The following is a 25,923-nucleotide window of genomic DNA, read 5'->3' as shown; positions in this document are numbered from 1 at the left end:
CCTTAAAGGTCCACAATGCACGGCAAACCGGTTCTTACTACTCTGACGGCCATGACCACGCAGACCCCCTCGGGCTGGTACCCCGATCCCTACGGTTCACCGCAGTTGCGCTGGTGGGACGGCGACCAGTGGACCGACGCCACACACCCGGTCGAACCCCAGGCCGGGCAGGCCGTACCCCAGGGGTCCGGGACCGGACCCCTCCCCCAGCCCACGGGGGTCGGGACCGGCCCCTTCGCACAGCCGTCCGGACCGCCGACAGGGCCCCTCGCCCCGCCCGCGGGACCGCCCTCAGGACCGCCCTCTCCGCCCCCGGGGGCGGGGACAGGGCCCTTCGCGCAACCGACGGGCCCGCAGCCCGGCCCCACGGGACAGTGGAACGGCCCCCAGGGGCCCGCGGCGTCGCAGGCGGGGCAGCCGCACTGGGACGCCCCGCAGAACGGCAACACGATGCAGCTGCCCGCGGGGACCTACGGCCTTCCCCAGGGAGCCCCGCCGAAGAAGAGCACCCCGTGGCCGTGGATCCTGGGCGGCGGCGGGGTGGTGATCCTGGTCGTCGGGATCGTGGTCGCGGCCGTGTTCCTGCTGAACCCCAGGGGCGGGACGACCGCGGAGGACTCCACTCCCCCGCCGATCGTGCCGACGCTGGAGCCCTCCTCACCCTCGACGCCCGAACCGCAGTTCACCGAGCAGCCGCAGGAGACCCCCCTTCCCAGGTCGACCGCCGAGCTGCCCGCGCCGCAGGACGGACGCATCCAGGACCCGGCGACCGGCTTGTCCTACCACTTCCCCGGAAGTCCGTGGGCAGTGCCTGAGGTCACGGGCACGGATCCGCTCGGGTTCGTGTGGACCAGCGGCTCCGTGGCGATCGCCCAGGACGACTACGACGGCAAGGGCGGCAGGTGGCTCGGCAACGTCTTCACCGGGGAGCTTCCCGACAAGTACGGCTATGACGGCGTCGGCAGCATGCGCGGGATCGCCGCGACGCTGCTGCACGCGGCCGAAGCGGTCTACTACACTCCCGCCCACAGGCGGAAGGTCGTCAAGGACGAGGCGATCAAGGTGAGCGGCAGGGACGCCTGGCTGTTCATGTTCGACCTGGACTTCTCCGAGCAGGCCAAGGCCAACGGCTGGAAGTGGAAGAAGGAACGGGCCGCCTTCGTGATCGTGGACCGCGGCGAGGGAAAACGTCCGGCCCTGCTCTACCTGTCCGTGCCCGACAATCTCGACACCTCGGTCGCGGACCGGGTGGTCGACTCGCTCAAGATCTCCTGAAGGGAGTACTACCCTGAAGGCTATGAGTGACCTGCTGGTCTGGATCGACTGTGAGATGACCGGGCTCGACCTCGGCCGAGACGCGCTGATCGAGGTGGCCTGCGTGGTCACGGACGGCGAGCTGAACCAGCTTGACCAGGGGGTGGACGTGGTCATCAAGCCCCCGCCGGAGGCACTGGAGCAGATGTCGCAGGTCGTCCGGGAGATGCACACCGCCTCCGGGCTGCTGGAGGCGCTGGGCGGGGGTGTGACGCTGGCCGAGGCCGAGGCCCTGGTGCTCGACTACATCAAGAGGCACATCCCGGAGCCGAAGAGGGCGCCTCTGTGCGGCAACTCCATCGCCACCGACCGCTCGTTCATCGCGCGCGACATGCCTGCCGTGGACACGTTCCTGCACTACCGGATGATCGACGTGTCGTCGGTGAAGGAGCTCGCCCGGCGGTGGTATCCCCGCGTCTACTTCGCCTCGCCCGAGAAGCAGGGCGGCCACCGGGCGCTGGCCGACATCACCGAGAGCATCCGCGAGCTGCGCTACTACCGCGCGGCGGTCTTCGTGCCCCAGCCGGGGCCCGACTCCGCGACGGCCCGCGAGCTGGCCGAGACCGTCTCCACCCTCGCCACCTGAGCGACGCCACGAAAACCGGGTGCGAAACGACTCCCAAAGACCGCTACACTTTTCATGTGCCACTGCGGCGCACATGGTGGGCGTAGCTCAGTTGGCAGAGCGCCAGGTTGTGGTCCTGGATGCCGGGGGTTCAAGTCCCCTCGCTCACCCGGATGAACGGCCGGTCCTACGGGACCGGCCGTTCGCGTTTTCTCTCGCTTCAGACTTATCCACCAAAAATGGATATCCCGGGTTATGCTCGCTGCTATCGCTACGCCGTAAGACGGGGGGTTTCGGCGACCTGAACGTGTTGCTGCCACGGAGGCCGGATGAGAGTCGACGACGCACCGTTCGACGCCGAACCCACAGTCGTGACGGGCTTGAGCAGGCGCGAGACCGAGGTCATGGAGCTGATCGCGACAGGCTGCTCGAACGGGCAGATCGCCCAGCACCTGTTCCTCAGCGAGAAGACCGTGAAGAACCACGTCAACCGGATCTACGCCAAGCTCGGCGCGGACTCACGGGTCACCGCGATCGGCCTGTGGCGCGACCGCGCGGGCCACGACGCCCCCCAGCCCCGGCGGACGACCCCATAACATCCGCGACGCCCCAGGCGTCGCAATAAGTCACGCTGACAGCCTCAGGTCCTGGGAGGCCTCCAGTGCCCGGCCGAGCGCGGTCGTCCCTTCCGCGAGTTCCTCGGCGGTGACCGAGAGCGCGGGGCGGAGCCGTACCGAGCGCTCCCCGCAGGGCAGGACGAGCACGCCCTCGTCCCGCCTGAGCCTGGCGATCAGGCGGTCGCGCGCGACCGGGTCCGGCAGGTCGAAGGCGCACATGAGACCGCGTCCCCGCGCGTTGCGGACCAGGCCGGGGAAGCGGGCCTGGATCTTCAGCAGCGCGTCGAGGAGGTCGCGGCCGAGTTCGCCCGCGCGCCGGATCAGGCCGTCGCGCTCGATGATCTCCAGCATCCTGCGGGAGCGCACCATGTCGACGAGTCCGCCGCCCCAGGTGGAGTTGATCCGGCCGCTGACCCGGAAGACGTTGTCCGGGACCAGGTCGACCCTGCGGCCCGCCATGACCCCGCCGACCTGGATCTTCTTGGCGAAGGCCACGATGTCGGGGCGCAGGCCGAGTTGCTGGTGCGCCCAGGGGGTGCCGGTGATCCCGGCGCCCGTCTGCACCTCGTCCATGACGAACAGCGCGTCGTGCTCGTGGCACAGGTGTTCCATCGCCTGCAGGAACTCGGCCCGCATGTGGTTGTCGCCGCCCTCGCCCTGGATCGGCTCGGCGATGAAGCAGGCGATGTCGTGCGGATGGCGCTCGAAGGCGGCCCGCGCCTGGGCCAGCGCCCGCCTCTCCGCCGCCTCGACGTCACCGAAGTGGATCGCGGGGACCTCGATCCTGGGCCAGTCGAACATCGGGAAGCGGTCGGTCTTGATCGGGTCGGTGTTGGTCAGTGAGAGCGTGTAGCCGCTGCGCCCGTGGAAGGCGCGGGTGAGGTGGAGCACCTTGGCGCCCAGGCTCGGGGAACGGCCCGCGGCCTCGTTGCGACGGCTCTTCCAGTCGAAGGCGCACTTCAGCGCGTTCTCCACGGCCAGCGCCCCGCCTTCGACGAAGAACAGGTGCGGCAGTTCGGGGTCGCCGAGGACACGGCTGAACGTCTCGGTGAAGTCCGCGAGATGGCTGGTGTAGAGATCGGAGTTGGCGGGCTTGTTCGCGGCGATCCTGCCGAGGAGCGCCAGGAACTCCGGGTCGTCGTCGAACGGGTTCACGCCGAGGGGCGCCGAGGCGAAGAAGGTGTAGAAGTCCAGGTAGCTCCGGTCGGTGCGGGCGTCGACGAGCCGGGAGCCCCGGCTCCGTTCGAGGTCCAGGACCAGCCGGTAACCGTCTACGAGCAGGTGTCGAGCGAGGCGGCCGTGCACGTCCATGTCTCCTCCACGGTGGGATGAGGAGATTATTCCCCGCTAATGATGCGTACACATGGAGAGATTACGCGTAGAAGCCGATTTTTCGGGAGATTCTCCTGAACCTAGACGACACGCGGGGTGCCTGAGGGTCCCGGCCTGCGGGAGGCGAGGCCCTTGACCTGGAAGGCCAGCACGACCAGGGCGGCGCCGTACACAACGGCCATGATGCCGACGAGCCAGACGACGGTCAGCACGCCCGCGGCCGGCCAGACGAACAGCAGGACGCCGAACAGCAGCGACAACGCGCCGCCGATGATGAACATCCACTCGTTCACCCCGGCCTTGCGCAGCCGTACCCCCGCCACGATCTCCAGCACGCCGGTGACGACGGCCCAGGCCGCGATGAAGAGCAGCAGGATGAGCGCGGTCATCTTCGGCCAGGCGAAGACCGCGATGCCGGTCAGGACACTGACGACACCGTAGAAGATCATCCATCCCCGGGATCCGGAGGCCGCCCCTCGCCCCGCGCCGAACAGGGCGAACACCCCGTCCACGATGGCGTACGCGGCGAAAACGACGACCAGGGCGTAGACGGTGATGGCGGGCCAGACGAGCGTCACCAGGCCGAACAGGATCGCGCAGATGCCGCGGACCAGATAAACCCACCAGGTGCGTGACAACTCTTCCATGTGACCTCCCCAGCGATCGGTCCCGTGTGATCCGTTCATTTCCAGTAGACGGGCAACGCGAGACCTCAAATCGGTTAAATCGGGCTATCGTGCGATCAAGTCGTGCAACTGCCAGGAGGAATGATCGATGTCCTTTCGTGAATCCGCCGCCGACATGCGGGACGAACTGGTCCGCCTCAGGCACGCCCTGCACCGGGAGCCGGAACTCGGCCTCGACCTGCCGCGCACCCAGGAGAAGGTGCTGGAGGCGATCTCCGGCCTCCCCCTCGAGGTGCGTCTCGGCGAGCGGCTCAGCTCGGTCACGGCGGTGCTGCGCGGGGCACGGCCAGGCCCGACCGTGCTGCTGCGGGGCGACATGGACGCCCTGCCGGTCTCCGAGCGCGGCGGCGCGGCGGTGACCTCTCAGCTGGAGGGCCGGATGCACGCGTGCGGCCACGACCTGCACACCACCATGCTGGCCGGTGCCGCGCACCTGCTGGCCGCCGGGCGCGACCGGCTCGCGGGGAACGTGGTCTTCATGTTCCAGCCCGGCGAGGAGGGGTACGGCGGCGCGAAGATCATGATCGACGAGGGCACGCTGGACGCGGCCGGCGAGCGCCCCGTGGCGGCCTACGCCCTGCACGTGGTCAGCTCGATGCTTCCGCAGGGGATGTTCTACACCAGGGGCGGGCCGATGATGTCCGCCGTCGACGACATGATCGTGACCGTGCGCGGCGTGGGCGGCCACGGCTCGGCCCCGCACCGCGCCAAGGACCCCATCCCCGCCGCGTGCGAGATGGTCACCGCGCTGCAGACCATGGTCACGCGGGGCTTCGACGTCTTCGACCCGGTGGTCGTCACCGTCGGCAGCTTCCACTCCGGCACCGTCAACAACGTGATCCCCGAGGAGGCCCGCTTCGAGGTGACGATCCGGTCGTTCTCCAGGGCCGCCCACGAACGGCTCCAGGAGCGGGCGGTGGCGCTGGTCAAGGGCATCGGCGCCGCCCACGGGCTGGACGTGGAGACCGAGTACCGGGTGAACTACCCGGTCACGGTCAACAGCGACGCGGAGGCCGACTTCGTCGCCGGCGCCGTCAGGGAGGTCTACGGCGAGGAGCGCTTCCGGCGGGCCCCGCACCCCTTCACCGGCTCGGAGGACTTCTCCTACGTCTGCGACCAGGTGCCGTCGGCGTTCGTGGCACTGGGGGCGTGCCTGACCGACGCCGACCCGGAGAAGGCCGCCTACAACCACGCCCCCGACGCGGTGTTCGACGACGCGGTGCTGCCCGACGGGGCCGCGTTCTACGCCGAGCTCGCGGCGCGCCGCCTCGGGCTCTCGGCGGTCTGACCCGCCGCGCCCCGGCCTCCTCCCTACGCCGCCGCGTAGACCACCAGCGAGACCGCGACGTACTGCACCAGGTAGGCGGCGACGGTGAAGGCGTGGAAGACCTCGTGGAAGCCGAACCAGCGAGGTGAGGGGTCCGGGCGGCGGACGCCGTACACCACGCCGCCCGCGGTGTAGAGCAGGCCGCCGACGAGGAGGAGGACGAGCGCGGCCGTTCCCGCCCCCGCCGTCAGCTGGGGCAGGACGAAGACCGCCGTCCAGCCGAGGGCGATGTAGAGCGCCGTGGACAGCCAACGGGGGGCGGCGGTCCACAGCACTCTGAACAGCACCCCGGCGACCGCGCCCGTCCAGATCACGCCGAGGACCACGGCACTGGCGGGCCCGTCGAGGGCCAGGAGCGCGAAGGGCGTGTAGGTGCCCGCGATGATCAGGTAGATGTTGGCGTGGTCGAGACGGCGCAGCGCCTCCTCCAGGCGCGGGGAGAGCGCGCCCCTGTGGTAGGTGGCGGAGACGCCGAAGAGCAGGCCGGAGGTGACGGCGTAGACGGCGGCGGCCAGCCGCGCCTGCAGGGTGGGGCCCAGGGCGACGAGGGCGAATCCGGCGATCAGCGCGACGGGCAGGGCTCCGGCGTGCAACCAGCCTCGCAGGCGGGGCTTGGCCGGCCCGGAGAGCGTGAAGCCCTCGACAGCGGTCGTGGTCATGAACCTACGTTACCGTAACCTACGCTCGCGTAGGTTGTGACCCTCTCCGTCCGTGGCCGCCGTCCCACCGCGGCCTTCCGCCCTCGTGCCCCGGGCCGCGCCGCGCTCCCCCACCTCCCCGCGTCCGCGCACCCGCGTCTCCCCACCGCGGGCCGCACCGGCCCGCCGCACGCCTCCGTACGCCTCCGCGCCGGGGGACGCGCCGCCGCGTCAGGCGAGGCCGAGATTCCTGATCCTGTTCTCGCAGTGCTCGACCCAATTGGCCAGCCCGAACGACGCGTAGATCCTCGCGGCCCCGCGATAGGTCTCGCGGGCGTCCCGCAGCCGGTTCTGGGCCGCCTCGACCTGAGCGAGGGCGAGGAAGGCGCCGGCCCGGCCGAGCAGGTCGCCGACCTCCTCGTACATCATCAGCGCCCGCCCGTAGGTCTCCACCGACCGCTCGTGCTCCCCGCACAGCCTGGCCACGTCCGCCATGCCCCGCAGCGTGCTGGCCTGGCCGTGCCGGTCGCCGATCTCCTCGAACAACGCCAGCGCCCGCCCGTAGGTCTCCACCGCGTGCTCGTGGTCCCCGTGCAGCTTGTCGGCCTCGGCCACACCGCGCAGCACGTCGGCCTGACCGCGCCGGTCGCCGATCTCCTCGAACAACGCCAGCGCCCGGCCGTAGGTCTCCACCGCGTGCTCGTGCTCCCCGCCCAGCCGCGCCACGTCGGCCACCCCCCGCAGCGCGTTGGCCTGGCCGAGCAGGTCGCCGACCTCCTCGTACAGGGCGAGCGCCCGCCGGTAGTCGACGTCCGCGCGGCCGTAGTCGTCGCGCAGCCTGGCCACGTCGCCCACGCCGAACAGCGCGTCGGCCTGGCCGAGCAGGTCGCCGATCCCCTCCGCCAGTTCCAACGCCCGCCGGTAGGTCTCCACGGCCTGCCCGTGCTCCCCGCACAGCCGGATGACGTCCGCCAGGCCGCACAGCGCGGAGAGCCTGCCGTGCTGGTCGCCGACCTCCTCGTACAGGGCGAGCGCCCGCCGGTAGAGGCCCGCGGCGTGGTCGTAGTCGGCGCGTTTCTCGGCCACGTTGGCCAGGCCGTGCAGCGCGACGGCTCGTCCCCAGGGGTTTCCCGCCTCCTCGGCGACGTGGTTGGCGGCCGTGTGGAGGGCGTGGGCCTGGTCGGCGCGCCCCTCCAGAAGCAGCCACCATCCGACGACCTTGACGAACCCGGTCGCCCGTTCCCAGCGGTCGTCCAGCGCGGCCGCGCAGCACGCGCGCAGCTCGCCGGTCGCGGGGAGCAGCCACGCCCTGCCCCGCGCCGGTCCGCCGGAGCCCGGCGCGTCCCGTGCGCCGCCCGACCGGCCGCGACGTCCGAGGAGGACCTCGGTCTCGACGTCGGCCGCGTGGTAGAGGCGCCGGTACAGCCTGACCCTGGCCTGACGCGCCCGCGCGGCGTCGTGCCCGGCGTCCGCCCGGCTGCGGGCGTACCCCAGGAACAGGTCGTGGAAGGCGTAGCGGCCGGGCATGGCGAGGACGAGCATGCTGCGCTTGGCCAGCTCGGCCAGCCCGACCCCGGCCACGGGACGGGGCAGGCCGGCGAGCGCCCCGATCGAGGCGGCGTCGAAGTCGGGGCCCGGGTGCCGGGCGCAGGCGTCCAGCAGGTCGCGCAGGTCCTCCTCCAGCGCTCCGTAGGACAGGTCGAACGCGGCGCGGGCGCCCCGCTCCCCGTCGCGGATGTGCCGCAGCGGCCGCGCGGTGTCGCTCATCGCCTCCACGAGGTCCGCCGGGCCGAGCTCGGCGAGCAGCGCGCCCACGGGACGCAGCGCCAGCGGCAGGCACCCGCACAGTCGCGCCAGCTCGGCCAGCGCCGAACGGTCGGCGCCCTCCCGCCCGGGGGCGCCCGCCAGCAGCGCGACCGCGTCGGACTCCGGCAGCGTGCCCACCGGCACCCTCCCGTGGGCGTCCAGCTCGTCCAGCCGGTCACGGCTGGTGACCAGCACCAGGCAGTGCCGGGCGTGGCCGGGAAGCAGCGGCCGCACCTGGGCGGCGTCACGGGCGTTGTCGAGCACCAGCAGCACCCGGCGGCCCGCCAGCCAGGCCCGCCACAGCTGGGACTTGCCCGCCGTGTCCACGGGAACCTCGGAGGCGGGGAACCCGGCCAGGCCCAGCAGTTCGGACAGGGCGTCCCCCGGATCGCGCGGCTCCTCCCCGGGGGTGAAGCCGAACAGGTCCAGCTCGATCCTGGCGTCGGCGAACCGGTCACGGACCCGCGCGGTCAGGGCGCGCACCAGCGCGGTCTTGCCGACCCCGCCCATGCCGTGCACCGCGGAGAGCACCACGGGACGCCCGTCCGGGCTCGCCCGCTCGACCAGGGCGAGCAGGTCCGCCAGTTCGTCCTCCCGCCCGACCATCGTGGCAGGCGGCGGCACCAGCGTGTCCAGCGTCCCCTCGATGCGGCGGGGCTGCCCTCCGCCGAAGTTGTTGATCTGCGTGCCGCCGTGCTGCGCGGCCTGCTGGGCGTGGCCGTACGCCTGGACCCGCTGGTCGCCGGCCGGAACCGCACGATCCACGTCCATGTGGAAGCTCCCCTTGCCGTCAGCGCGAAGGCCCCCGACGGCGCGTGCGCCCGCACCCCGTCGTGTCGAATCTAACGCCGTCTCCCCCGGCGTGGCCGAGAAAACCCGGAACCGGTGCGAAAGGCGCGGATCATCTCCGATCCGGTCGAGGGAGCCGCGGGGAGCCCGGCAGGCGGACGTTCCAGGGGGATCGACGGCGTGCGACGGTCCGGATGCGCATACGGTTTCTTCCAGGGGTTTCCCCGGTTGCACCTCGACGGCAGTGGAAAGTGGGACAAAAGTGATCAGGCGGGAAGCGCCGGGGCCGATGCCGGGCCGCTATCCGGTGACCTTCGGCGAGGTCGACCTCCTGGGAGATCTGGACAGGCCCTCCGGATGGGTGATCTCCAAGGACGGCGTGCCCCAGTCCTACGTGGACCTGGAGGACCCCACGTATCTCGACTTCGAGTACGTGCAGCTGATGGCCGTCGTGATCGACCTTCTCGACGAGGGCCCGCTGGACGCGGTGCACGTGGGGGGCTGCGCCTGCACCCTGCCCCGCTACGTGGCGGCGACCAGGCCGGGTTCACGGCAGATCGTCGTGGAGCCGGACGGCGGGCTCGTCCAGCTGGTCAGGGACCAGCTCCGGTTGAAGTCGGTGCCCCGGCTCAAGGTCAGGATCCTCGACGGCCGCACGGCGACGGCGGGCCTGCTCGACGACTCGGCCGACCTGGTCGTGCTGGACGCGTTCAGCGGCGCCACGATGCCCATCGACCTGGCCACCTCCGAGTACATGGACGACGTGGCACGCGTCCTGCGGCACAGCGGAACCCTGCTGGTCAACGTCGCGGACGGCAAGGGTCTCGCCTTCGCCCGCAGGCTGCTCGCCACCGTCGGCGGCTCCTTCGGGCACAGGGCGCTGCTGGCGGACCCCGGCGTCCTGCGGGGACGCCGCTTCGGCAACCTCATCGTCGCCGCCTCCCGCGCCGAGCTTCCCTTCGCGGGCCTGACCCGCAGGGCCGCGGGCGGCCTCGTCCAGGCCCGCTGCCTGTACGGGGAGGAGCTGACCAGGTTCGTCGCCGGAGCGCCGCCGCTGCGCGACGGCGACCCGGTGGTCATCCCCGTCCCGCCGCCCGGGGTGTTCGGCTGAGACCGGGGGCCTCGCCCGCCCGGAGCCCCCGGCGGCGCAGGAGGCGTTCGGAGCCCCGACGGCACGGAGGCGTTCGGAGCCCCCCGACGGCACGGAGACGTCCGGGCGGGGCGTCCGGCCCCGATGAGCCGACGGAGGGGGGCCAGGAGAGCGGGGTGGCCGCTCAGGCCTGCACGGGCACCCAGGCCCGTATCCGCGTGCCCGTCCCGGGGCCGCTGGTCAGCCGCATTCCCCCGCCGAGGGCGCTCATCCGGTCCGCGAGCGTCTCCAGCCCCCGGCGCCGCGCCGCGCCCGTGTCGAAGCCCCTGCCGTCGTCGGAGACCATGGCCTGGAGCCGCCCCTCCGCCTGCGTCAGCCGTACCTCGATCCGGGAGGCCGCGGCGTGCTTGAGCGCGTTGGCGATCGCCTCGCTCACCGTGAAGTACAGCGCGCCCTCGATCTCGTCGGGAAAACGGCGTTCGCGCAGAGCGGGGTCGGCCGTCACCGTGGTGGTCACCGGCAGCCGTGAGCAACGCTCCTCGACCGCCTCGACCAGGCCGCCCTGGCTGAGCACGGACGGGTGGATGCCCGCCGCGAGCTCCCTCAGGTCGGTGAGCGTCTGACGGGCCTGCTCGCGCAGGAGCGCCAGGGTCTCGGGGCCGCCGCCGGTCGCCCGTGCCAGCTCGAGACCGGCGATCAGTGCGACGAGCTGTTGCTGTGCCCCGTCGTGGATGTTGCGCTCGATCCGCCGCCGCTCCGCCTCCTGCGCGTTGACCAGCCTGGCCGCCAGGCCCACGCTCTGGATCGCGAGCCCGACCGGCACCGCCAGCGCCCTGAGCAGCCTGCGGTCCTCGGCGGTGAAGCGGCCGGCCACCTTGGGTCCGCACACGATGTGCCCCAGACCCGCGGGCACGGTGAGCACGGCCTTGCTGTCCTCGTCGCCCGCGACCATCCGGGTGCCGTCCGCGAGTTCGACGGCGGCCCACCGGGTCTCCAGCCCCGCCCGTACGGCTCCCGCCAGCCGCCCCAGCTGCTCGACCGGCTCCACCTCCTCCAGCGCGGGACCGAGTTCCGTCAGGAGCTCGTCGACCGTCGGCCTGAGGTCGAAGACGAGGAAGATCCGGGAACCCCTGACGCCCACCCTGATGTCGAGGAGGTTGTGGCGGAACACGGTCGCGATGATCACACTGGGCAGTGCGACCAGGGACGTCATCAGGCCGATCCCGAGGCCCACGCCGTAGGTGTCCGGTTCGAAGACCGCCACCAGCGCGAACCCGCCCAGGGTGCCCACGACCCCGGCGATCATCCAGCGGAGCCTGCGGCGTTCGACGGCCGCGCTCCGCCGCCAGCGCAGCACGAGGGAGACCAGCACCGACAGCGCCACCAGGAAGGTCACCGCCTGGCCCGCGGCGCCGACGAGGGCGGCGACCAGCCCCGGCGTCCCGTCGAGTCCCAACGGGTTGCCCCTGCCGAAGACCGGGATGTAGATCTCGTCGCCGCTCAGCAGCAGGCCCGCCCAGTGGGCGGCGATCGCCACGGCCGCGATCCCGGCCCCGACCCGCCAGCGGCGCGAGGGCAGCCGCCCGTCGGGGAACAGCAGGGGAAGGAAGACCCAGTTCAGACCGTAGAAGACGGGGAACAGCGAACCCAGCAGGGCGCCGACGCCGCCCAGCGGGCTCTGGCCCGACGGATCCGCGATCAGGATGCCCGCGCCAAGGGCGCCCAGTCCCAGGCAGTCCGCCGCGGCCAGCAGCAGCCAGCCGTAGACGTTGTCGGGACGCCTCGCCGCGACGAGCCAGCCGACCGTGGGCATGATCAGGCACGTCGCGACGAACAGCCACTGGCTGGGCGGCGCGGGCATTCCGGTCTCCAGCAACCCGCCCGCGACGACCCCGGCCGCGGCCACCGCGGCCATCAGCGCGGCGAGGGCGGGAGCCGGAGTCACGTGAGCCATGGAAGGCAGCGTGACCTGCCGTGGAAGGCGCCGTCCATGAGGTTGTCCGCACACTCCATGCAGTTTGCCGCACCCTGCGGGACGGAGGGTGGCCAGGTGTTTCGGAGCGACGGATCTCCCTAGTTTCGGACCAGGCCGCCGGGGGCGGCCACGACACCTGCACCGAAGGAGCTCCTCGTGAGATTGCCGTTCAGATCGACGCGTCTGCTCGCCCTGGCCCTCGTCACGGCGGTCGTGCCCGTGACCGTCCTCGCGGGCGGCGGGCAGTCCGCGGTCGCGGCCGCCCGGTCGGTCACCGCGGCGCCGGAGATTCCGGACAGCCCGGCCGGCAAGCAGCTGACCTGGTTCCTCGACGCCCTGTCCCGTACGCCCATCGCCGAGAGCGAGTACCAGGAGCACTTCACGGCGGACTTCCTCAAGGCGGTTCCGGTCGACGAGCTCAACAAGTCCGCCAAGGCCCTCAAGGGGCTGACGCTGGAGAAGCTGGTCGTCGTCCAGCCCACGCTGCTCCAGGGCACGGCGACGCTCGGCGACCAGAGGTACAACCTGATGATCTCCGTCGACGCCGACGGGAGGATCAACGGTCTGCAGGTGCCCCCGGAGCAGCCGCCCCTGCCCGGCCCCAAGGACTGGAAGGAACTGGACGCCCGGCTGCGCACGGTCGCCCCCGACGTCGGCTTCCTCGCCGCCGAGATCGACGCCAGGGGCCGGTGCCAGGTCGTGCACGGCGTGGCCGTGGACAGGCCGCAGCCGCTCGGCTCGATCTTCAAGCTCTACGTGCTGGGCGCGGTGGCGGAGAAGATCCGCGACGGGAAGCTGAGCTGGAACACCAAGGTCACGATCAGGCCGGAGTGGAAGAGCCCGAGCGAGGGCGGCATCTGGGAGCGGCCGGACAACAGCAAGATCTCGGTCCGCGAGGCCGCGAAGCTGATGATCTCGATCAGCGACAACACCGCCGCCGACATCCTCCTGCACACCGTCGGCCGCGGGGCCGTCGAGGCCAAGGTCCGCCAGTGGTCCGACCACGCCTCACTGAACATCCCCTTCCTGACCACACGCGAGTGGGGCCTGCTCAAGGCCGTCGACTATCCCCGGCAGGCCAGGACCTACCTGGCGCTCGACACGGCGGGCAGGCGCGCCTACCTGAGGAAGACGGTCGCCAAGCAGTCGATCGAGGACGCCAAGCCCTGGACCGAGCCCCGCGAGATCGACACGCTCGAGTGGTTCGGCTCGCCGCGTGACGTCTGCCGTGCCTACGCCGGCCTGAGCAAGCTGTACTCCAAGCAGCTCAACGAGACGCTGTCCGGCTTCGACGGACTGGACCTCGATCCGAAGAAGTGGCCGACCGTCTGGTTCAAGGGCGGCTCCGAGCTCGGCGTGCTGGATCTGGCCTATCTCGGGCGCTCCGCCCGCGGGAAGACCTACGTCGTCACCGCGCTGGCCAACAACCCCAGGAAGGCCCTCGAGGACAGTGCCACCGTTCCCCAGCTGGTCTCGCTGACCAAGGGATCGTTCTCCCTGGTCAAGGGGAGGTAGACGAACCCGGCCCTGGCAGGGGGCGGGCCTGGCTGACGAGACCGCGGCGTTCTCCGCGCCGCGGTCTCGTCATCGCGGATGATCGGCGGCACCGCGCCGTCCGCCCGCAGGCCGTGCGCGCCCCGGTCTCAGGGTGTGAAGAACGCGGCGGCGATCCGCCCGGCGAGCCGTTCGAGCAGCGGCCCGGCCTCGGCCATGCAACGCCGCACGTCGGGCTCGACGTCGGTCAGCGCGTACGCCGCCTCGATGCCGACCGCCCGCAGCTCCTCGTCGCCCACCGAGCGTCGGCCGCAGACCGCCACGACCGGCACGCCGTGCCTGGCCGCGGCCGCCGCGACGCCCACGGGGGCCTTGCCGCGCAGCGTCTGCTCGTCGATCGAGCCCTCGCCGGTGATCACCAGCCGGGCCCCCTCCACGTGCCGGTCGAAGTCCACCAGGTCCAGCAGATAGCCGATGCCCGGCCGGATCCTCGCCTCCAGGAAGGCCAGCGCGCCGAACCCCACTCCACCGGCGGCTCCCGCGCCCGGCCGGTCGGCCACACCCGCCGCGCGCACGACGCCGCCGTGCCCGGCGGCGCCCGCCAGAGCGCGGGTGCGTGCGACGACGGCCGCCAGCCGGGCCAGGCCGGCCTCCAGCACGGTCACGTCCCCGGGGGTCGCGCCCTTCTGCGGGCCGTACACGGTCGCGGCGCCGTACGGCCCGAGCAGCGGGTTGTCCACGTCGCTCGCCACGACGACCTCGAAGCCGCGCAGTCTGCCGGAGACGTCGATCGCGTGCAGGTCGCGCAGCGCGGCCCCGCCCGGCGGCAGGTCGTTCCCGGCCGCGTCCAGCAGCCGCACGCCGAGCGCCTGGACCATGCCCGCGCCTCCGTCGGTGCAGGCGCTGCCGCCGAGGCCGAGCACGATCCGCGTCGCGCCGTGTCGTACGGCGTGGGCGACGAGCTCGCCGGCGCCGCGGCTCGTGGCGGTCAGCGGGGCCGGGGCGGCCCCCTCCGGCAGCCGCCGCAGGCCCGACGCCTCGGCCAGCTCGATCACCGCGACCCGGCCGTCCGGCTCGTCGCGTACGGCATAGGCCGCCAGGACCCGCTCGCCGACCGGTCCGGTCACCTCCGTCTCGACCCGGGTGAACCCGCTCGCGACCACCGCGTCGACGGTGCCGTCGCCGCCGTCGGCGACCGGAAGCCGGACGACGAGCACCTGCCCCGAACCCGCGGAACGCAGTCCGGCGGCCACGTGGGCGGCCACCTCGGGAGAGGTCAGCGACCCGCGGAACTTGTCCGGCGCGACGACGACCCGCCCCGCCATACGCCCTGTCATGTCATGGCTCACCTGATCTCTCTTCACTGATCGTCCTCCAGGGGACGTTTTCCAGGACGGCCGGCGCGTCGGCCCACCTGACCCGTCGTCGTGCCCGGTCGATGCCCGCCGTGCCGCCGGGAACTGTCCCGATCCGCACGGGTGATGACGGGCATGCTCCGCGACGGGACTCCTGTCGGTCTCCCTGCCCGGTCGCAGGATGATCCGTCAGAGTCCCGTCGCCTCGTCGTCAGGCTTTGACGAACAGCCGATCGGTCAGACGCACCGGCGTCGGAACCTGTCCGGCGCCGTGATCACCGTGGGCCGGCCGCCGGTCGTCTCATACGACGAGCACCCGGTTGGCGACGCTGCCGACGCCCTCCACGGTCACCGTCACCACGTCGCCGTCCCGGACCAGCAGCGGGGGTTTGCGTGCGAAACCCACACCCGGCGGCGTGCCCGTCAGGATCAGGTCCCCCGGTTCGAGCGTCAGGTAGCGGGAGGCATAGGAGATGATCTCCGCCACGGAGAAGATCATCTCAGCCGTTGAGCAGTCCTGGACGACCTGGTCGTTGAGCCGGGTGGTGATGCGCAGCGCCTGAGGGTCTTCGACGTCCTGGGCGAGCACCACGATCGGCCCGACCGGGCAGAAACCGTCGGCGGACTTGCCACGGAGCCATTGACCGTCGGAGAACTGGGCGTCCCGCGCCGACAGGTCGTTCGCCGCGACGTAACCGAGGACGTGGTCGAGAGCCTCGTCCCGGCTGACGTCGCTCGCCCGGCGCCCGATCACGACGGCCAGCTCACCCTCGTAGTCGAGCTCGCCGGAGAGGTCGCTCGGCACCTCGACGGCGGCGCCGCCGGCTCGCAACGCGTTGGGGAACTTCGCGAACAGCAGCGGCTTGGCGGGGGCCTGCACCCCCGACTCGTCCGCGTGGTCGAGATAGTTCAGACCGACGCACAGGATCTTCGAGGGGTTCGCGACCGGAGCGAGCAGTTCGAGATCCTCGACCGGAACCCTCGCCGCTCCGGCGTCGTCGCCGTCCGCGCGCCACGCGCCGGTGTGCAGCGCCTCCCGCAGGACGTCGGCGGCGGGATGGTCGGACTCGGTCGCGAGCACCGTCGCGTGGCCCTGCGAGATCCGGACGAGCACGACGCGGCCGTTCAGGCGGGCGCGCGCCAGACCCCGCGCCGCGGGCGGGGTCGAGACGTCCGGGGCCTCCGAGGTCAGGGCCGTCGTCACCGGCTCACCCCGGCGATGCGCCGAGCCTCTTCGACGTTCGCGATCGGGCGGCCGATCTGCTGGGCCATCGTGACCACGACCTCCACCAGCTCGGCGTTGCTGCGCGAGGGCTCACCGCCGGGCAGGTAGGGGTTGTCCTCCCAGCCGACGCGGACGTGGCCGCCCATCGCGATGGCCAGCGGCAGCAGCTGCCACTGCGCGACCGGGTCCATCACGCTGACGTTCCAGTTCGTGTTCGGCGGGAGGTGCTTGACCATGTACATGAGCGCGTCCGGGGTCGGAGGCGTCCACGCGCCGCCCTGCCAGCCGAAGAACAAGGTCGCCCACGCCTTCTCCTTCAGCAGGCCCTGCCGCCGGACATACTCCAGGTTCCAGAACGCCCCGGTGTAGAAGCACTCGATCTCCGGCTTCACACCGTTCGCCTCCGCCGCCGTGACGAACTCGACGAGCTCGTCCCGCGGGTGCAGGGAGTACATCTCGTTGGCGGGGTAGGCCGGGTCGGGCTGGAAGTACTCGTCGTGCACGTTGAAGGCGTAGGACATCATGTCGGGCTTGAGCGACATGAGCTCGACCTTCTCGGGGAGCCGGGCGCTGGCGATGCCGAACTGCATGATCGGATCGGTGCCCACGGTCCGGATCTTCTCAGTGAGATTCTTCCAGCCATCAAAATCGATCTTGGACAACTTCTTGCCGTCGTCCTGGATGGCGTCCTCCAAGTAGTGGACACCGTGGTGGTGGCACAGTGTCGCACCCGCGTTCACCGAGTCGATGTACTCCTGGCCGACCTTGTCGGTGTCCTCGATGGCCGGCATGCCCTGGTAGCCGGGATAGGACATCGTGCTGTCGACCGTGACGGTGATGACGAGCGGATCCATGGGGTCTCCTTGTCGCTTCATGTACGTGCTGGGGGGAGTTCGGGGGTGACGGCCTGCTGCGTCGTGGCGCGTTGAGGCGAGCGGCCACACGTCGCGCCACGCTCTGGGCAGGCGGGAGAAGCTCCGGCACCCGGAGCCGGACCGCCGAGGTCGGACCTCTGAGGTCAGACCGCCGGAGTCGGAGTGCCGGGGCAGCCTGCCGGAAGCAGACTGCCGGGGTCGGGACGCTCAGACGGTGACGGGCAGGCCCGTGGCCACCGACTCGTAGGCGAGCTCGATGATCCGCACCGCGTACGCGCCGTCCTCGGGCGCGACGGCGGTCGGCTCGTCGCCCGCGATCGAACGGGCGAAGCTTTCGATCCCGGCCGCGATCGAGTTGTACTTCCAGGTGGTCGGCTCGTAGGCCGTGCCGGGCAGCGGCGATCCGGTGTGGTCGCGTTTGCCGCGGAAAAGCACGGCCGGGGGGTTCTGGTGCTGGTCGACGACGATGAGCCCCTTGGTTCCGTGCACCTCGAGGCGCTCGTTCCAGGGCCCGCCCGAGGTGAAGGTGGACTCGACGGAGAACAGCGCGCCCGATCGCGTCCGGCCGCACACGACCGACCAGTCCTCGACCTGGCTGGCGCCGACGAGGCGCTCGGAGAGCGCGCGCAGCGAGGCGACCTCGCCGAACATCCACTTCAGCAGGTAGAAGGAGTGGGCGCCCGCGTCGATGATGGTGCCGCCGCCCGAGCCGTCCTGGCGGCCCTTCCACAGCTTCGGGTTGCCGAGCCGCTCGAACTCGTTGCCGCTGATCAGGGTGCGGACGAGCGTCACGTCCCCTATCTCGCCGCCGTTGATCGCGTCGAGGGCCGCCTGGTAGGCGGGGATGAACCGGGTGTTCTCGTTGACGGTGAACTTGAGACCCTTGCTCGCCGCGAGGTCGACGAGTTCGCGCGCGTGCGCGGCGTCGACGGTCATGGGCTTCTCGATCAGGACGTGCTTGCCCGCCTCCAGGAACTCGCGGGCGATCTCGTAGTGCACGTTGTGGGGAAGCACGAGGTCGACGGCCTGGATCCGGTCGTCCTCGAGCAGCCGGCGGTAGTCGGTGCACGCCTCCGCGCCGAGCGACTGCCCCGTCCGCGTGGCGACGTCCTGGTCGAAGTCGCAGACGACCACGGCCTCCAGGCCGTCCGCCCGCTGGTAGGCGAGGTGGTGGGCGAGCTGGTAGATCTCTCCGAGGCCGACGACGCCGAAGCGCACCGATCCGGTCACTGGTCAGCACCCCCTTCGAGGCGTTCGCGAATGATGCGTCGGTTGTGGGTGAGCGACTCCATCACCCGTGACTCGTGCCGGAAGACGGCCACCGACACGACGCCGTCGAACCCGACCTCCCGCAGGGCGGTGAACACCTCGTCCCAGTCGATGTCGCCCTGGCCGATGTCGAGGTGCTGGTGGTTGCGCACCCCGGGACTTCCGGGATTGAGGAAGGTACGGCCGGGCAGCAGGGTGTCCGCCAGATGGACGTGGTCCATGGTGTCGCCCGCGTAGGTGATGATGTCGCGGTTGACGTCCTTGAACTGACCGCGCTCGTCCTCCACACCGGTGAGGTAGAAGGTGTGCGGCACACAGTGCAGGTAGGTGACGTGGTCGCTCTGCAGACCCCGGATGAAGTCGACGGCCCCGACGCCGGACTCCACCCAGTCGCCCGGATGCGGTTCGAGCGCGAGCGTGACGCCCTCGGACTCCGCCAGCGGCAGCACCTCCTCCAGGGAGCGGCGCATCGCGGCCTCGCCGGCCTGCGGGGCGGTCGGGCGGCCGGTGAACTCGGAGTTGATCCGGTCGCAGCCCAGGTCGACGGCCAGCTGGACGGTCTGTTTCCAGTAGCCGACCGCCGCCCGCCGGATGTCCTCCTCCGAGCTTCCCCAGGCCTGCTCGATGAAGATGGACGCGATCTCGACGCCGTGGGTCTTCGACGCCTCCGCGATCTCGGCGATCTTGGCCTTCGACGCCCGCCTGCCCCCGTAGCTCGGCATCACGTCGGGCCGTGGCGAGAGCTCCAGGTACTCGAAGCCCGCCTCCCGTACGGTCGAGAACACCGCGTCGATTGGCTGTGGACGCAGCATCCACGTGTCGGTCGCGATCTTCATCTCACTCCTCACTGATCGTTGTGCCTGGCTACGCAGGCTGGTCTGTCTCGCGGGTCTCACCCCGCCCCGCCGGTCGCCCGTCGGCCCCGCGACGGGCGTCGTCCTGTCAGTCGCCCCGGTGTGCGCGTAACGCCTCGTGCGTGATGAGGACCCGGCCGTGCGCCTGACCGCTTCGCAGGCGGGCGAGTGCCTCGTTGGCACGCTCCAGGGGATACTCCTCGTCCAGCGGCGGGGTGATGACGCCCTCGGCGAGCAGCCGCAGCGCGTCGTGCTGATCGCCGCGATCGCCGTTGCGCGAACCGACGATCTCCAGCTCGCGCTGGGCGAGGGTCGTCGAGCTGATGCCGGGGAAGTCGGGTTCCTCGCCGACCACGACGATCCGGCCCCGGCGACGCACGTACTGGGCGGCGTCGGCCATCGTCGCCGACGACCCCACCAGGTCGATCACCAGGTCCACTCCGTCACCGGCGTCGTCGGCCCGGGACTCGGCCCAGGCGCGAACGGCGGGCACGCGGTCCGCCGCGAACGCCGACGCGGTGTGGCCGGCCCCGTTGCGGATCGCCAGCGCCAGATTGTCCTCCCGCACGTCGACGGCCGCGGCCGACACGCCCGCACCGGTCAGGAGCTGGATGATGATCTGCCCGATGCCGCCCGCGCCGATCACCACCGCGGTCCTCGCCGGTGTCACCGTGCCGCGACGGTAGGCGTGCAGGGCCGTGACGATCGCGCAGCTGGAAAGCCCGGCGACCCTGGGGTCGAGCCCGGCGGGGACCTTCAGGAGGTTCCTGGCGGGTGCGCCGAAGTACTCCGCGAAGCCTCCGGGCAGCGTCACGCCGAGGATTCCTCGCAGGTGCAGGGCCTGCGCGTCGGCGCCGGCCCGGGTGAAGCGACAGTCCCCGTCCGCGACGAACAGGTGCGGCACGACCACCTCGCCGACCTCGACCTCTGACACCGCCGGGCCGCGTTCGACCACGACGCCCGCGGGTTCGTGGCCCATGATGTGCGGCAGTTCCGGCACGTAGGCCAGGCCGTCCTGGATGTGCAGGTCCGTCCGGCACACGCCGCTGGACAGCGTCCTGACCAGGACCTCGTCGGGCCCGATCCGGGGGACGGGCACCTCGCGGATCTCCAGCGGCCGACCGACGCCGGTCAGGAGCGCGGCGCGCATGGTGGTACTCACCGCCACCGCTCCGCCCACCCCTCGAAGAAGAGGGTCGCCGCCTCGGCGGTCGACTCGTAGTACCCGTAGCACCCCTCGGTGGTCACGAGTGTCGGCAGGCGCAGGTCGGCGATACGGCGGCCGAGGACGCCGAAGTGCTCCGTCTCCAGGCGGAGCGCGCCGAACCCCTGTTCCTTCTGGGCGTCGTAGCCCAGGGCGAGGACGAGGTACCGGGGTTCGAAGCGGCCGATCGCCTCCAGCGCGGTCTCAAGGGCGGGCTCGTAGGCGGCGAACCCCGAACCGGTGGGCAGCGGGAGGTTGAGGTTGCCGCCGGGCGCGCCGGGACCCCCGGTCTCCTCGGAGAACCCGGCGACGTGGGGCCAGCCCTCGGCGTGGATCGAGATCGTCAGGACCGACGGGTCGTCGTAGAAGACGGCCTGGGTGCCGTTGCCGTGGTCCTGGTCGATGTCGAGCACGACGACCCGGCCGCTGCGGGAGAGCTCGCGGGCCGCGATGGCGGCGTTCGCGAACAGGCACAGACCGCCGCCCACGGTGGGCAGGGCGTGGTGACCCGGAGGACGGGACGGCACGAGCACCAGCGCCGCCGACGACGACGACGGCCGGTCGGCGCGCTCCGCGGTCTGCGCGGCGACCGTGTCGGCGAGCCAGCGGGCCCCCTGCAGGGAGGCCGCCGCGCTGTGCAGCGCTCCCTCGCACACCGCGGGGGTGGCACGCGTGACCTCGTCGAAGAAGTACCGCGTGTGCCGGCCCTCGAAGGTACGCGGCTCGGAGACCCTCAGCTCGGGGAGCGCGATGACGTTCAGCGGGAACTTCGTGGCGCCCTCCGGTCGCCGGCTGCCCTCCTTGACGAAGTCGACGTAGTCGCGGCTGTGCACGCTCAGTGCCGCCGCCCCGTCGTCCTGCTCCGGCACGAGCCGCGTCGCTGCCGGGAACGATCGCCGGAAGGCCGCCAGCGTGGCCGTGACCGAGGTCGGGTAGACGATGTCGGGGAACTCCTGATGTTCGACATAGGGTGCGGTCATCTCCGCGATGACCGTGGTCGGGTCGTTCTTCGCCGTGGTGTTCATGAGTCTCCCAGTCGGCTCAGCGCCACCCGTACGGCGCGCACGAGCCAAGCCGTTACGAACCGGAGGAGCACCGCGGCCGCTCCTGCTCCAAGCAGGACGACGGCGACCACGGCTGTCCTCGGGCTCACTTCGAGTTTGATGTCCTGGAACATCCGCAGCGGCAGCGTCACCGCTGTCGGCCCGGACATGAAGGTGGCGACGACGACGTCGTCGAACGCCGCGAGGAAGGCGAACACGAAGCCGCTGACCAGCGCCGGGCGCAGCGCGGGCAGCAGGACGTGCCGGAGCACCGAGAGCGGTCCCGCGCCCAGGCTGCGCGCGGCGTTCTCCAGCCGCACGTCGAGGTTGCGCAGTGCCGCCGCCGTGATGGACACCGCGAAGGGCAGTCCCAGCACCAGGTAGGGCAGGATCAGGCCCAGATGCGTGCCGACGAGACCGTGCGGCGCCACGAGCACGAAGAACCCGAGGCTGTAGATCATCGGAGGGACGATCATCGGCATCGCGACCAGGATCGCGACCGGCACCCGCGGCACCCGCGGGCCCCGTACGAGACCGAAGGCCCCGAGGCCGCCGATGACGACGCTGATCGCGGCGGAGGCGGAGGCGATGCCCAGGCTGAGGAACGTCGAGTCGAGCCACGCCTCGTCGGCGAAGTAGTCGGCGAACCACCGGGTGGAGTACTCCTCCGGCGGGAACGTCAGGTACGTCGCGTCGCTGAAGGACCAGATGGCCACCACGACCAGTGGCGTGACCAGCAGCGCCGCGCCCACGATCCAGCTGCCCGCCAGGATGGGCAGGCGTAGCCGCCCGACGACGTCGAGACCGGTGTCGAGGATCCGCGCACGCAGGGCGCGCAGCTCCTCGTGCCGTTCGGTGGAGCCCGCGGCGCGGGAGAAACGCCGGCCTGACCGCGTGGCGGTGCTCGCAGGCGTCGGCTCGGCGCCCGCGACGGAGAGCGAGGGCGCGAGATAGCGGAAGAGGATGACGAACAGCAGCAGGACGACCAGCAGGAGCAGCGTGGCCTGCGCCGCGGCCCCTGCGGGATCGACGAGGTTCGAGAACTGCACGAGGATGGACTGCGCGATGAGCGTGTCGCCTGGCCCGCCCAGCAACGCGGGCGTCACGTAGAAGCCGAGGGTGCTGATGAAGACCAGGGCGGCGGCCGCCGTGACCGCCGACGACGTGGCGGGGCGGTACACATGCCAGTGCGCGACGGCGGGCGAGGCACCCAGGCTCTGCGCGGCGCGCACCGGGGCGCGGTCGATGCCGCTCATCACGCTGTAGATCGGCAGCAGCGCCAGCGGCAGCAGGATCTGCACGGTCCCGATCAGCATGCCGGTCTGGTTGAACACCAGCTCGGGAGGAGTGTCGACCCCGAACAGCGCGAGCGTCCTGGCGACGAGCCCGCTCGGTGCGAGGATCGCGATCCACGCGTAGGAGCGGATCAGGATGCTCGTGAAGTACGGCACGAGCACCACGACCAGCAGCACGCCACGCAGCCGCTTGGGTATGCGGGTGAGCACGTAGGCCATGCAGTACCCGAGCACGACGCAGATCCCGGTCGAGAGCGCGGCGATGACCAGGGTGCGGCGTATCGCGCGCCAGAAGACCGGCGAGGTCACCTGCTCGCGGTAGTTCTCCAGGGTGAATCCCTGCCCGCCGCGGAAACTGTCGACCAGCAGCGAGCCCAGCGGGACGACGAACAGCAGGATCAGGACCGCGAGGAGCGGCACGAGGGTGAGCCACCGGTGGTCTGGCCTGCGCCGAGGGCGGATGGTCAGGCCACCGGTGAACTGCTCCGGAGGGCTGTCGACCGACATGGATCTCCTAGATCGAGGTCGTCTTGGTCGCAGACAGGCCGCGGGCTACTTCGAGGCCCACGCTTGCCAGCGCTCGATGGCGACTTCCTCATTGGACTTGTCCGTCCCCGGCGCGGTGGCGGTCCACCAGTCGTAGTCCTGGGTCACGGCGGACGCGACGTTCTTCGGCGAGGTCGGCAGCAGGGCCGCACGGTCGGCGGGGAGCAGGTCGAACGCCGCCGAGTTCGCCGGCGAGTAGGTGATCGCCTTCGCGAAGTCCGCCTGGGGTCCGGCCTCCATCATGAAGGCCAGAAGCTTCTGCGCGTTCGCGACGTTCTTGGCGCCCTTGAGGATCGCCCAGTTGTCGTACTGGAGGACCGACTGGTTCCACGTGCCGGCCACCGGCACGCCCTTGTCCTGGGCGCCGGCGACGCGGCCGTTCCACGCGCTGGCGACCGTCACCTGACCACCGGTGAGCAGTTGGATGGGCTCGGCGCCGGTCTCCCAGAACTTCACCAGGTTCGGCTTGAGCTTGTCCAGGCTCGCGAACACCCGGTCGTAGTCGATCGGGTAGAGGTCCTTCGGCGCCACGCCGTCGGCCAGTGCCGCGATCTCGAACGTCGCGCCGCCCGCTCCCCACGCGCCCGGTGCGAGGGTGCGCTTCCCGGGGAACTTCTCGACGTTCCAGAAGTCCGCCCAGGAGGTCAGCGCCTGGTCGCCGAGCTTGGCGGTGCTCCAGGCCGGAACGACGGAGATGTAGTAGGCCGGTACCGCGTCGGCGGCGGCCTTCACCGGGGCGATCTTGTCACGGTCGCCGGCCTTCCAGAGCGTGTAGTCGATCGGTTCGAGCGCCGAGCTGTCGCGGAAGCGTTGGAGCACCGCGCCGTTGGGGTTCACCAGGTCGAAGGCCGGGGCCCCGGCTTTGACGCCCGCGAGCACGACGGCGGCGTCGAACTCACCGGAGCTGAGCACGACGTCGATCCCGGTCTTCTTCTCGAACGGGTCGAAGAACGCCTGCTTCATCGCCTTGCCCAGGTCACCACCGGGATCGGGGACGACGACCGTACCGGCGGAAGAGGCCTTTTCCGAGTCGTCTCCGCTCCCACAGGCGACAGTTGTGAGCAGTGTGCTGGCCGCCACCACCGCCCCCAGCGCGGTCTTCCGAGAAAACTTCATCAGCCGAACCTTTCTTTCGTGCAGATCTCTGACGCGGTTTGGAGTCCTGTTCGGCAGCCTGGGCTGAGGCGCCGCCGCGGTGTCACGACGGGGACGAACCCCGGCTCGCGTCGTGGTAGCCCCGTGCCGCCCGGGCGTCCCAGTGAACGGCGACCTGGTCGCCCACGGCCCATCGGGTTTGGAGGTGGTTCGTGAGCGAGAGTCGCGCGTTGAGGTTCCCGATCGCCGTCTCGACGACGTGCAGGGCCGTCCCGCCCTCGTACAGAACCTCGCTCACCGTGCCCGGCACGGCCAGCTCGTCGGCGCCCTCCACCGGCAGCAGCGAGACCTGCTCCGGGCGCACCCCGACGTCGACACCGTGGTCGGGCTTGAGCGTCGCCGCGTTGTCCACGTCGCGGCGGTGCTCCAGCCGGTCGCCGTCGAGAACGACGCGGACCCGGCCGTCGGCGTCGAGAACGGTGCGGCCACGGAAGAAGTTGGTCTCCCCGACGAAGTCGGCCACGAAGGCGCTCACCGGCCTCTCGTACAGCTCGGTCGGCGGCCCGAGCTGCTCGACGGCGCCGTCGTTCATCACCGCGACGCGGTCGGCCATCGTGAGCGCCTCGCCCTGGTCGTGGGTCACGTAGATGACGGTCGCGCCGAGGTTCCGCTGGAGGCGTTTGATCTCGACGCGCATGTGCTCGCGCAGACGCTTGTCGAGCGCGCCGAGCGGCTCGTCCATGAGGAGCAGCGCGGGCCGGAACACGATGGCGCGGGCGAGCGCGACCCGCTGCTGCTGGCCGCCGGACAGCTGGTCGGGGAACCGGGTCGCGTACCCGTCGAGCTTGACCATCTCAAGGGCGTGCTGGATGTGACTGCGCTGTTCCCGCAGCGGCATCCGTCGCATGCGCAGCGGGAACCCCACGTTCTGGGCGACGGTCATGTGCTTGAACAGCGCGTAGTGCTGGAACACGACGCCGATCCCGCGCTTGTGCGGTGCCAGCCGCGCGACGTCCCGGCCGTTGATCCGGATCGCACCGCTCGTGGGCTCCTCGAACCCGGTGAGCATGTTGAGCAGTGTCGTCTTTCCCGCGCCGGAGGGCCCCAGGATCGCCAGGAACTCACCGCGGCGGATGTTCAGCGAGACACCACGCACCGCCTCGACGGTTCCGTATCTCTTCGACAGGCCGTCCAACTCAACCTCACCGCCCGTCGCGACCTGGTCGACGACCTGGACGCCCTCCGACATCTCGGACATCCTCAACTCCTCGCTAAAGTTGCAATCAATGCAACGCGTATGGCTGATGAACATAGGTAGCCCTGGAAGGCGTGTCAAGGGGGTCACCGGCGGAGAGGTGCTATACGCCTGGTCATAGGGCAGCCTCGACAGAGATTCGAGCGCTTCCTCGCCCCGATTGAGGCGTGGTACGTTGTTGACAGCGCAACACATATCGTTGTCGGTAGCGCAACACCTCTCAGTGCGTGGCTTGTCCCACAGCACGTTGAGAAAATTCCGAGAACACGTCAGC

21 protein-coding genes and 1 tRNA gene are annotated in these 25,923 nt (G+C 71.1%); 7 read left to right on the top strand and 15 right to left on the bottom strand.

All coding sequences use genetic code 11. The features are described 5' to 3' along the window. The first annotated feature begins 51 nt into the window (after nucleotides 1-51). From PKF00_RS33960 to PKF00_RS33945, 4 genes are all read left to right on the top strand, one after another. Entirely contained in the window at nucleotides 52-1,275 is a 1,224-nt protein-coding gene (locus PKF00_RS33960; RefSeq protein WP_271221801.1) for a DUF2510 domain-containing protein, read from the top strand. Nucleotides 1,276-1,297: 22 nt separating this feature from the next. Further along, the gene (orn, locus tag PKF00_RS33955; RefSeq protein WP_271221800.1) at nucleotides 1,298-1,900 is read left to right on the top strand and encodes an oligoribonuclease; all 603 of its coding nucleotides are present in this window, start codon (nucleotides 1,298-1,300) and stop codon (nucleotides 1,898-1,900) included. Between the two features lie 76 nt (nucleotides 1,901-1,976). Then, nucleotides 1,977-2,049: transfer RNA gene (locus tag PKF00_RS33950), tRNA-His, on the top strand. A gap of 159 nt (nucleotides 2,050-2,208) precedes the next feature. Beyond that, nucleotides 2,209-2,475: a helix-turn-helix domain-containing protein gene (locus tag PKF00_RS33945; RefSeq protein WP_309298464.1), complete on the top strand. Its 267-nt coding sequence runs from the start codon at nucleotides 2,209-2,211 to the stop codon at nucleotides 2,473-2,475. Between the two features lie 30 nt (nucleotides 2,476-2,505). Here the strand turns inward: PKF00_RS33945 and lat are convergent, their stop codons facing one another. Further along, nucleotides 2,506-3,807, bottom strand: a complete 1,302-nt coding sequence (gene lat, locus PKF00_RS33940) for an L-lysine 6-transaminase (protein WP_271221799.1) — start codon at nucleotides 3,805-3,807, stop codon at nucleotides 2,506-2,508. 101 nt (nucleotides 3,808-3,908) lie between these two features. Then, complete coding sequence (locus PKF00_RS33935; RefSeq protein WP_271221798.1) at nucleotides 3,909-4,475, bottom strand: HdeD family acid-resistance protein; 567 nt, start codon at nucleotides 4,473-4,475, stop codon at nucleotides 3,909-3,911. Between the two features lie 127 nt (nucleotides 4,476-4,602). Here PKF00_RS33935 and PKF00_RS33930 point away from each other — a divergent pair, with 127 nt between their 5' ends. After that, a complete protein-coding gene (locus PKF00_RS33930; RefSeq protein WP_271221797.1) occupies nucleotides 4,603-5,802 on the top strand; it encodes a M20 metallopeptidase family protein in 1,200 nt (399 codons plus the stop codon). A 23-nt stretch (nucleotides 5,803-5,825) separates the two neighbouring features. On the opposite strand, the gene trhA is transcribed toward PKF00_RS33930, so the two are convergent. Beyond that, the gene (gene trhA / locus PKF00_RS33925; protein ID WP_271221796.1) at nucleotides 5,826-6,500 is read right to left on the bottom strand and encodes a PAQR family membrane homeostasis protein TrhA; all 675 of its coding nucleotides are present in this window, start codon (nucleotides 6,498-6,500) and stop codon (nucleotides 5,826-5,828) included. A 210-nt stretch (nucleotides 6,501-6,710) separates the two neighbouring features. Next, nucleotides 6,711-9,056, bottom strand: coding sequence for a tetratricopeptide repeat protein (locus PKF00_RS33920; protein WP_271221795.1), 2,346 nt, complete (start codon nucleotides 9,054-9,056; stop codon nucleotides 6,711-6,713). A gap of 307 nt (nucleotides 9,057-9,363) precedes the next feature. Here PKF00_RS33920 and PKF00_RS33915 point away from each other — a divergent pair, with 307 nt between their 5' ends. Further along, nucleotides 9,364-10,185: a spermidine synthase gene (locus tag PKF00_RS33915; RefSeq protein WP_271221864.1), complete on the top strand. Its 822-nt coding sequence runs from the start codon at nucleotides 9,364-9,366 to the stop codon at nucleotides 10,183-10,185. 163 nt (nucleotides 10,186-10,348) lie between these two features. Here the strand turns inward: PKF00_RS33915 and PKF00_RS33910 are convergent, their stop codons facing one another. Then, nucleotides 10,349-12,118 carry a sensor histidine kinase gene (locus tag PKF00_RS33910; RefSeq protein WP_271221794.1) on the bottom strand — a complete coding sequence of 590 codons (1,770 nt, stop codon included), beginning with the start codon at nucleotides 12,116-12,118 and terminating at the stop codon, nucleotides 10,349-10,351. A gap of 177 nt (nucleotides 12,119-12,295) precedes the next feature. Between PKF00_RS33910 and PKF00_RS33905 the strand changes: the two genes are divergently transcribed. Beyond that, nucleotides 12,296-13,654 (top strand): serine hydrolase, encoded by a 1,359-nt coding sequence (locus PKF00_RS33905; RefSeq protein WP_271221793.1) that lies wholly within the window; start codon nucleotides 12,296-12,298, stop codon nucleotides 13,652-13,654. Between the two features lie 128 nt (nucleotides 13,655-13,782). Here the strand turns inward: PKF00_RS33905 and PKF00_RS33900 are convergent, their stop codons facing one another. The 10 genes from PKF00_RS33900 to PKF00_RS33855 form a co-directional block, all read right to left on the bottom strand. Next, on the bottom strand, nucleotides 13,783-14,970 hold the full coding sequence (locus PKF00_RS33900; RefSeq protein ID WP_271221792.1) for a glycerate kinase: 1,188 nt from the start codon (nucleotides 14,968-14,970) through the stop codon (nucleotides 13,783-13,785). A gap of 319 nt (nucleotides 14,971-15,289) precedes the next feature. Beyond that, the gene (locus PKF00_RS33895) at nucleotides 15,290-16,192 is read right to left on the bottom strand and encodes a fumarylacetoacetate hydrolase family protein (protein ID WP_271221791.1); all 903 of its coding nucleotides are present in this window, start codon (nucleotides 16,190-16,192) and stop codon (nucleotides 15,290-15,292) included. Next, nucleotides 16,189-17,067: a beta-keto acid cleavage family enzyme gene (locus tag PKF00_RS33890; protein ID WP_271221790.1), complete on the bottom strand. Its 879-nt coding sequence runs from the start codon at nucleotides 17,065-17,067 to the stop codon at nucleotides 16,189-16,191. Before PKF00_RS33890 ends, PKF00_RS33895 begins: the two co-directional genes overlap by 4 nt. Nucleotides 17,068-17,295: 228 nt before the next feature. Further along, the gene (locus PKF00_RS33885) at nucleotides 17,296-18,318 is read right to left on the bottom strand and encodes a Gfo/Idh/MocA family protein (protein ID WP_271221789.1); all 1,023 of its coding nucleotides are present in this window, start codon (nucleotides 18,316-18,318) and stop codon (nucleotides 17,296-17,298) included. Continuing rightward, a complete protein-coding gene (locus tag PKF00_RS33880; RefSeq protein ID WP_271221788.1) occupies nucleotides 18,315-19,193 on the bottom strand; it encodes a sugar phosphate isomerase/epimerase family protein in 879 nt (292 codons plus the stop codon). The genes PKF00_RS33885 and PKF00_RS33880 overlap by 4 nt, the downstream gene beginning before the upstream one ends. A 106-nt stretch (nucleotides 19,194-19,299) precedes the next feature. After that, on the bottom strand, nucleotides 19,300-20,373 hold the full coding sequence (locus tag PKF00_RS33875) for an alcohol dehydrogenase catalytic domain-containing protein (protein WP_271221787.1): 1,074 nt from the start codon (nucleotides 20,371-20,373) through the stop codon (nucleotides 19,300-19,302). Continuing rightward, on the bottom strand, nucleotides 20,370-21,440 hold the full coding sequence (locus PKF00_RS33870; RefSeq protein ID WP_271221786.1) for an arginase family protein: 1,071 nt from the start codon (nucleotides 21,438-21,440) through the stop codon (nucleotides 20,370-20,372). Before PKF00_RS33870 ends, PKF00_RS33875 begins: the two co-directional genes overlap by 4 nt. Next, on the bottom strand, nucleotides 21,437-23,260 hold the full coding sequence (locus tag PKF00_RS33865; protein ID WP_271221785.1) for an ABC transporter permease subunit: 1,824 nt from the start codon (nucleotides 23,258-23,260) through the stop codon (nucleotides 21,437-21,439). Before PKF00_RS33865 ends, PKF00_RS33870 begins: the two co-directional genes overlap by 4 nt. Nucleotides 23,261-23,305: 45 nt before the next feature. Beyond that, nucleotides 23,306-24,415 (bottom strand): ABC transporter substrate-binding protein, encoded by a 1,110-nt coding sequence (locus PKF00_RS33860; protein WP_271221784.1) that lies wholly within the window; start codon nucleotides 24,413-24,415, stop codon nucleotides 23,306-23,308. 82 nt (nucleotides 24,416-24,497) lie between these two features. Further along, nucleotides 24,498-25,652 (bottom strand): ABC transporter ATP-binding protein, encoded by a 1,155-nt coding sequence (locus PKF00_RS33855; protein ID WP_271221783.1) that lies wholly within the window; start codon nucleotides 25,650-25,652, stop codon nucleotides 24,498-24,500. Nucleotides 25,653-25,923: the final 271 nt, after the last annotated feature.

This window comes from Streptosporangium carneum (genome assembly GCF_027922005.1).
Classification (GTDB): Bacteria; Actinomycetota; Actinomycetes; order Streptosporangiales; family Streptosporangiaceae; genus Streptosporangium; species Streptosporangium carneum.
This window is presented reverse-complemented; position numbering and strand designations above follow the sequence as displayed.

Excerpts from the sequence above, each read along its gene's own strand:
- PKF00_RS33960 (WP_271221801.1), top strand. The coding sequence starts at position 52 with ATGACCACGCAGACCCCCTCGGGCTGGTACCCCGATCCCTACGGTTCA.
- orn (WP_271221800.1), top strand. The coding sequence starts at position 1,298 with ATGAGTGACCTGCTGGTCTGGATCGACTGTGAGATGACCGGGCTCGAC.
- PKF00_RS33945 (WP_309298464.1), top strand. The coding sequence starts at position 2,209 with ATGAGAGTCGACGACGCACCGTTCGACGCCGAACCCACAGTCGTGACG.
- lat (WP_271221799.1), bottom strand. The coding sequence starts at position 3,807 with ATGGACGTGCACGGCCGCCTCGCTCGACACCTGCTCGTAGACGGTTAC.
- PKF00_RS33935 (WP_271221798.1), bottom strand. The coding sequence starts at position 4,475 with ATGGAAGAGTTGTCACGCACCTGGTGGGTTTATCTGGTCCGCGGCATC.
- PKF00_RS33930 (WP_271221797.1), top strand. The coding sequence starts at position 4,603 with ATGTCCTTTCGTGAATCCGCCGCCGACATGCGGGACGAACTGGTCCGC.
- trhA (WP_271221796.1), bottom strand. The coding sequence starts at position 6,500 with ATGACCACGACCGCTGTCGAGGGCTTCACGCTCTCCGGGCCGGCCAAG.
- PKF00_RS33920 (WP_271221795.1), bottom strand. The coding sequence starts at position 9,056 with ATGGACGTGGATCGTGCGGTTCCGGCCGGCGACCAGCGGGTCCAGGCG.
- PKF00_RS33915 (WP_271221864.1), top strand. The coding sequence starts at position 9,364 with ATGCCGGGCCGCTATCCGGTGACCTTCGGCGAGGTCGACCTCCTGGGA.
- PKF00_RS33910 (WP_271221794.1), bottom strand. The coding sequence starts at position 12,118 with ATGGCTCACGTGACTCCGGCTCCCGCCCTCGCCGCGCTGATGGCCGCG.
- PKF00_RS33900 (WP_271221792.1), bottom strand. The coding sequence starts at position 14,970 with ATGACAGGGCGTATGGCGGGGCGGGTCGTCGTCGCGCCGGACAAGTTC.
- PKF00_RS33890 (WP_271221790.1), bottom strand. The coding sequence starts at position 17,067 with ATGGATCCGCTCGTCATCACCGTCACGGTCGACAGCACGATGTCCTAT.
- PKF00_RS33880 (WP_271221788.1), bottom strand. The coding sequence starts at position 19,193 with ATGAAGATCGCGACCGACACGTGGATGCTGCGTCCACAGCCAATCGAC.
- PKF00_RS33870 (WP_271221786.1), bottom strand. The coding sequence starts at position 21,440 with ATGAACACCACGGCGAAGAACGACCCGACCACGGTCATCGCGGAGATG.
- PKF00_RS33865 (WP_271221785.1), bottom strand. The coding sequence starts at position 23,260 with ATGTCGGTCGACAGCCCTCCGGAGCAGTTCACCGGTGGCCTGACCATC.
- PKF00_RS33860 (WP_271221784.1), bottom strand. The coding sequence starts at position 24,415 with ATGAAGTTTTCTCGGAAGACCGCGCTGGGGGCGGTGGTGGCGGCCAGC.
- PKF00_RS33855 (WP_271221783.1), bottom strand. The coding sequence starts at position 25,652 with ATGTCCGAGATGTCGGAGGGCGTCCAGGTCGTCGACCAGGTCGCGACG.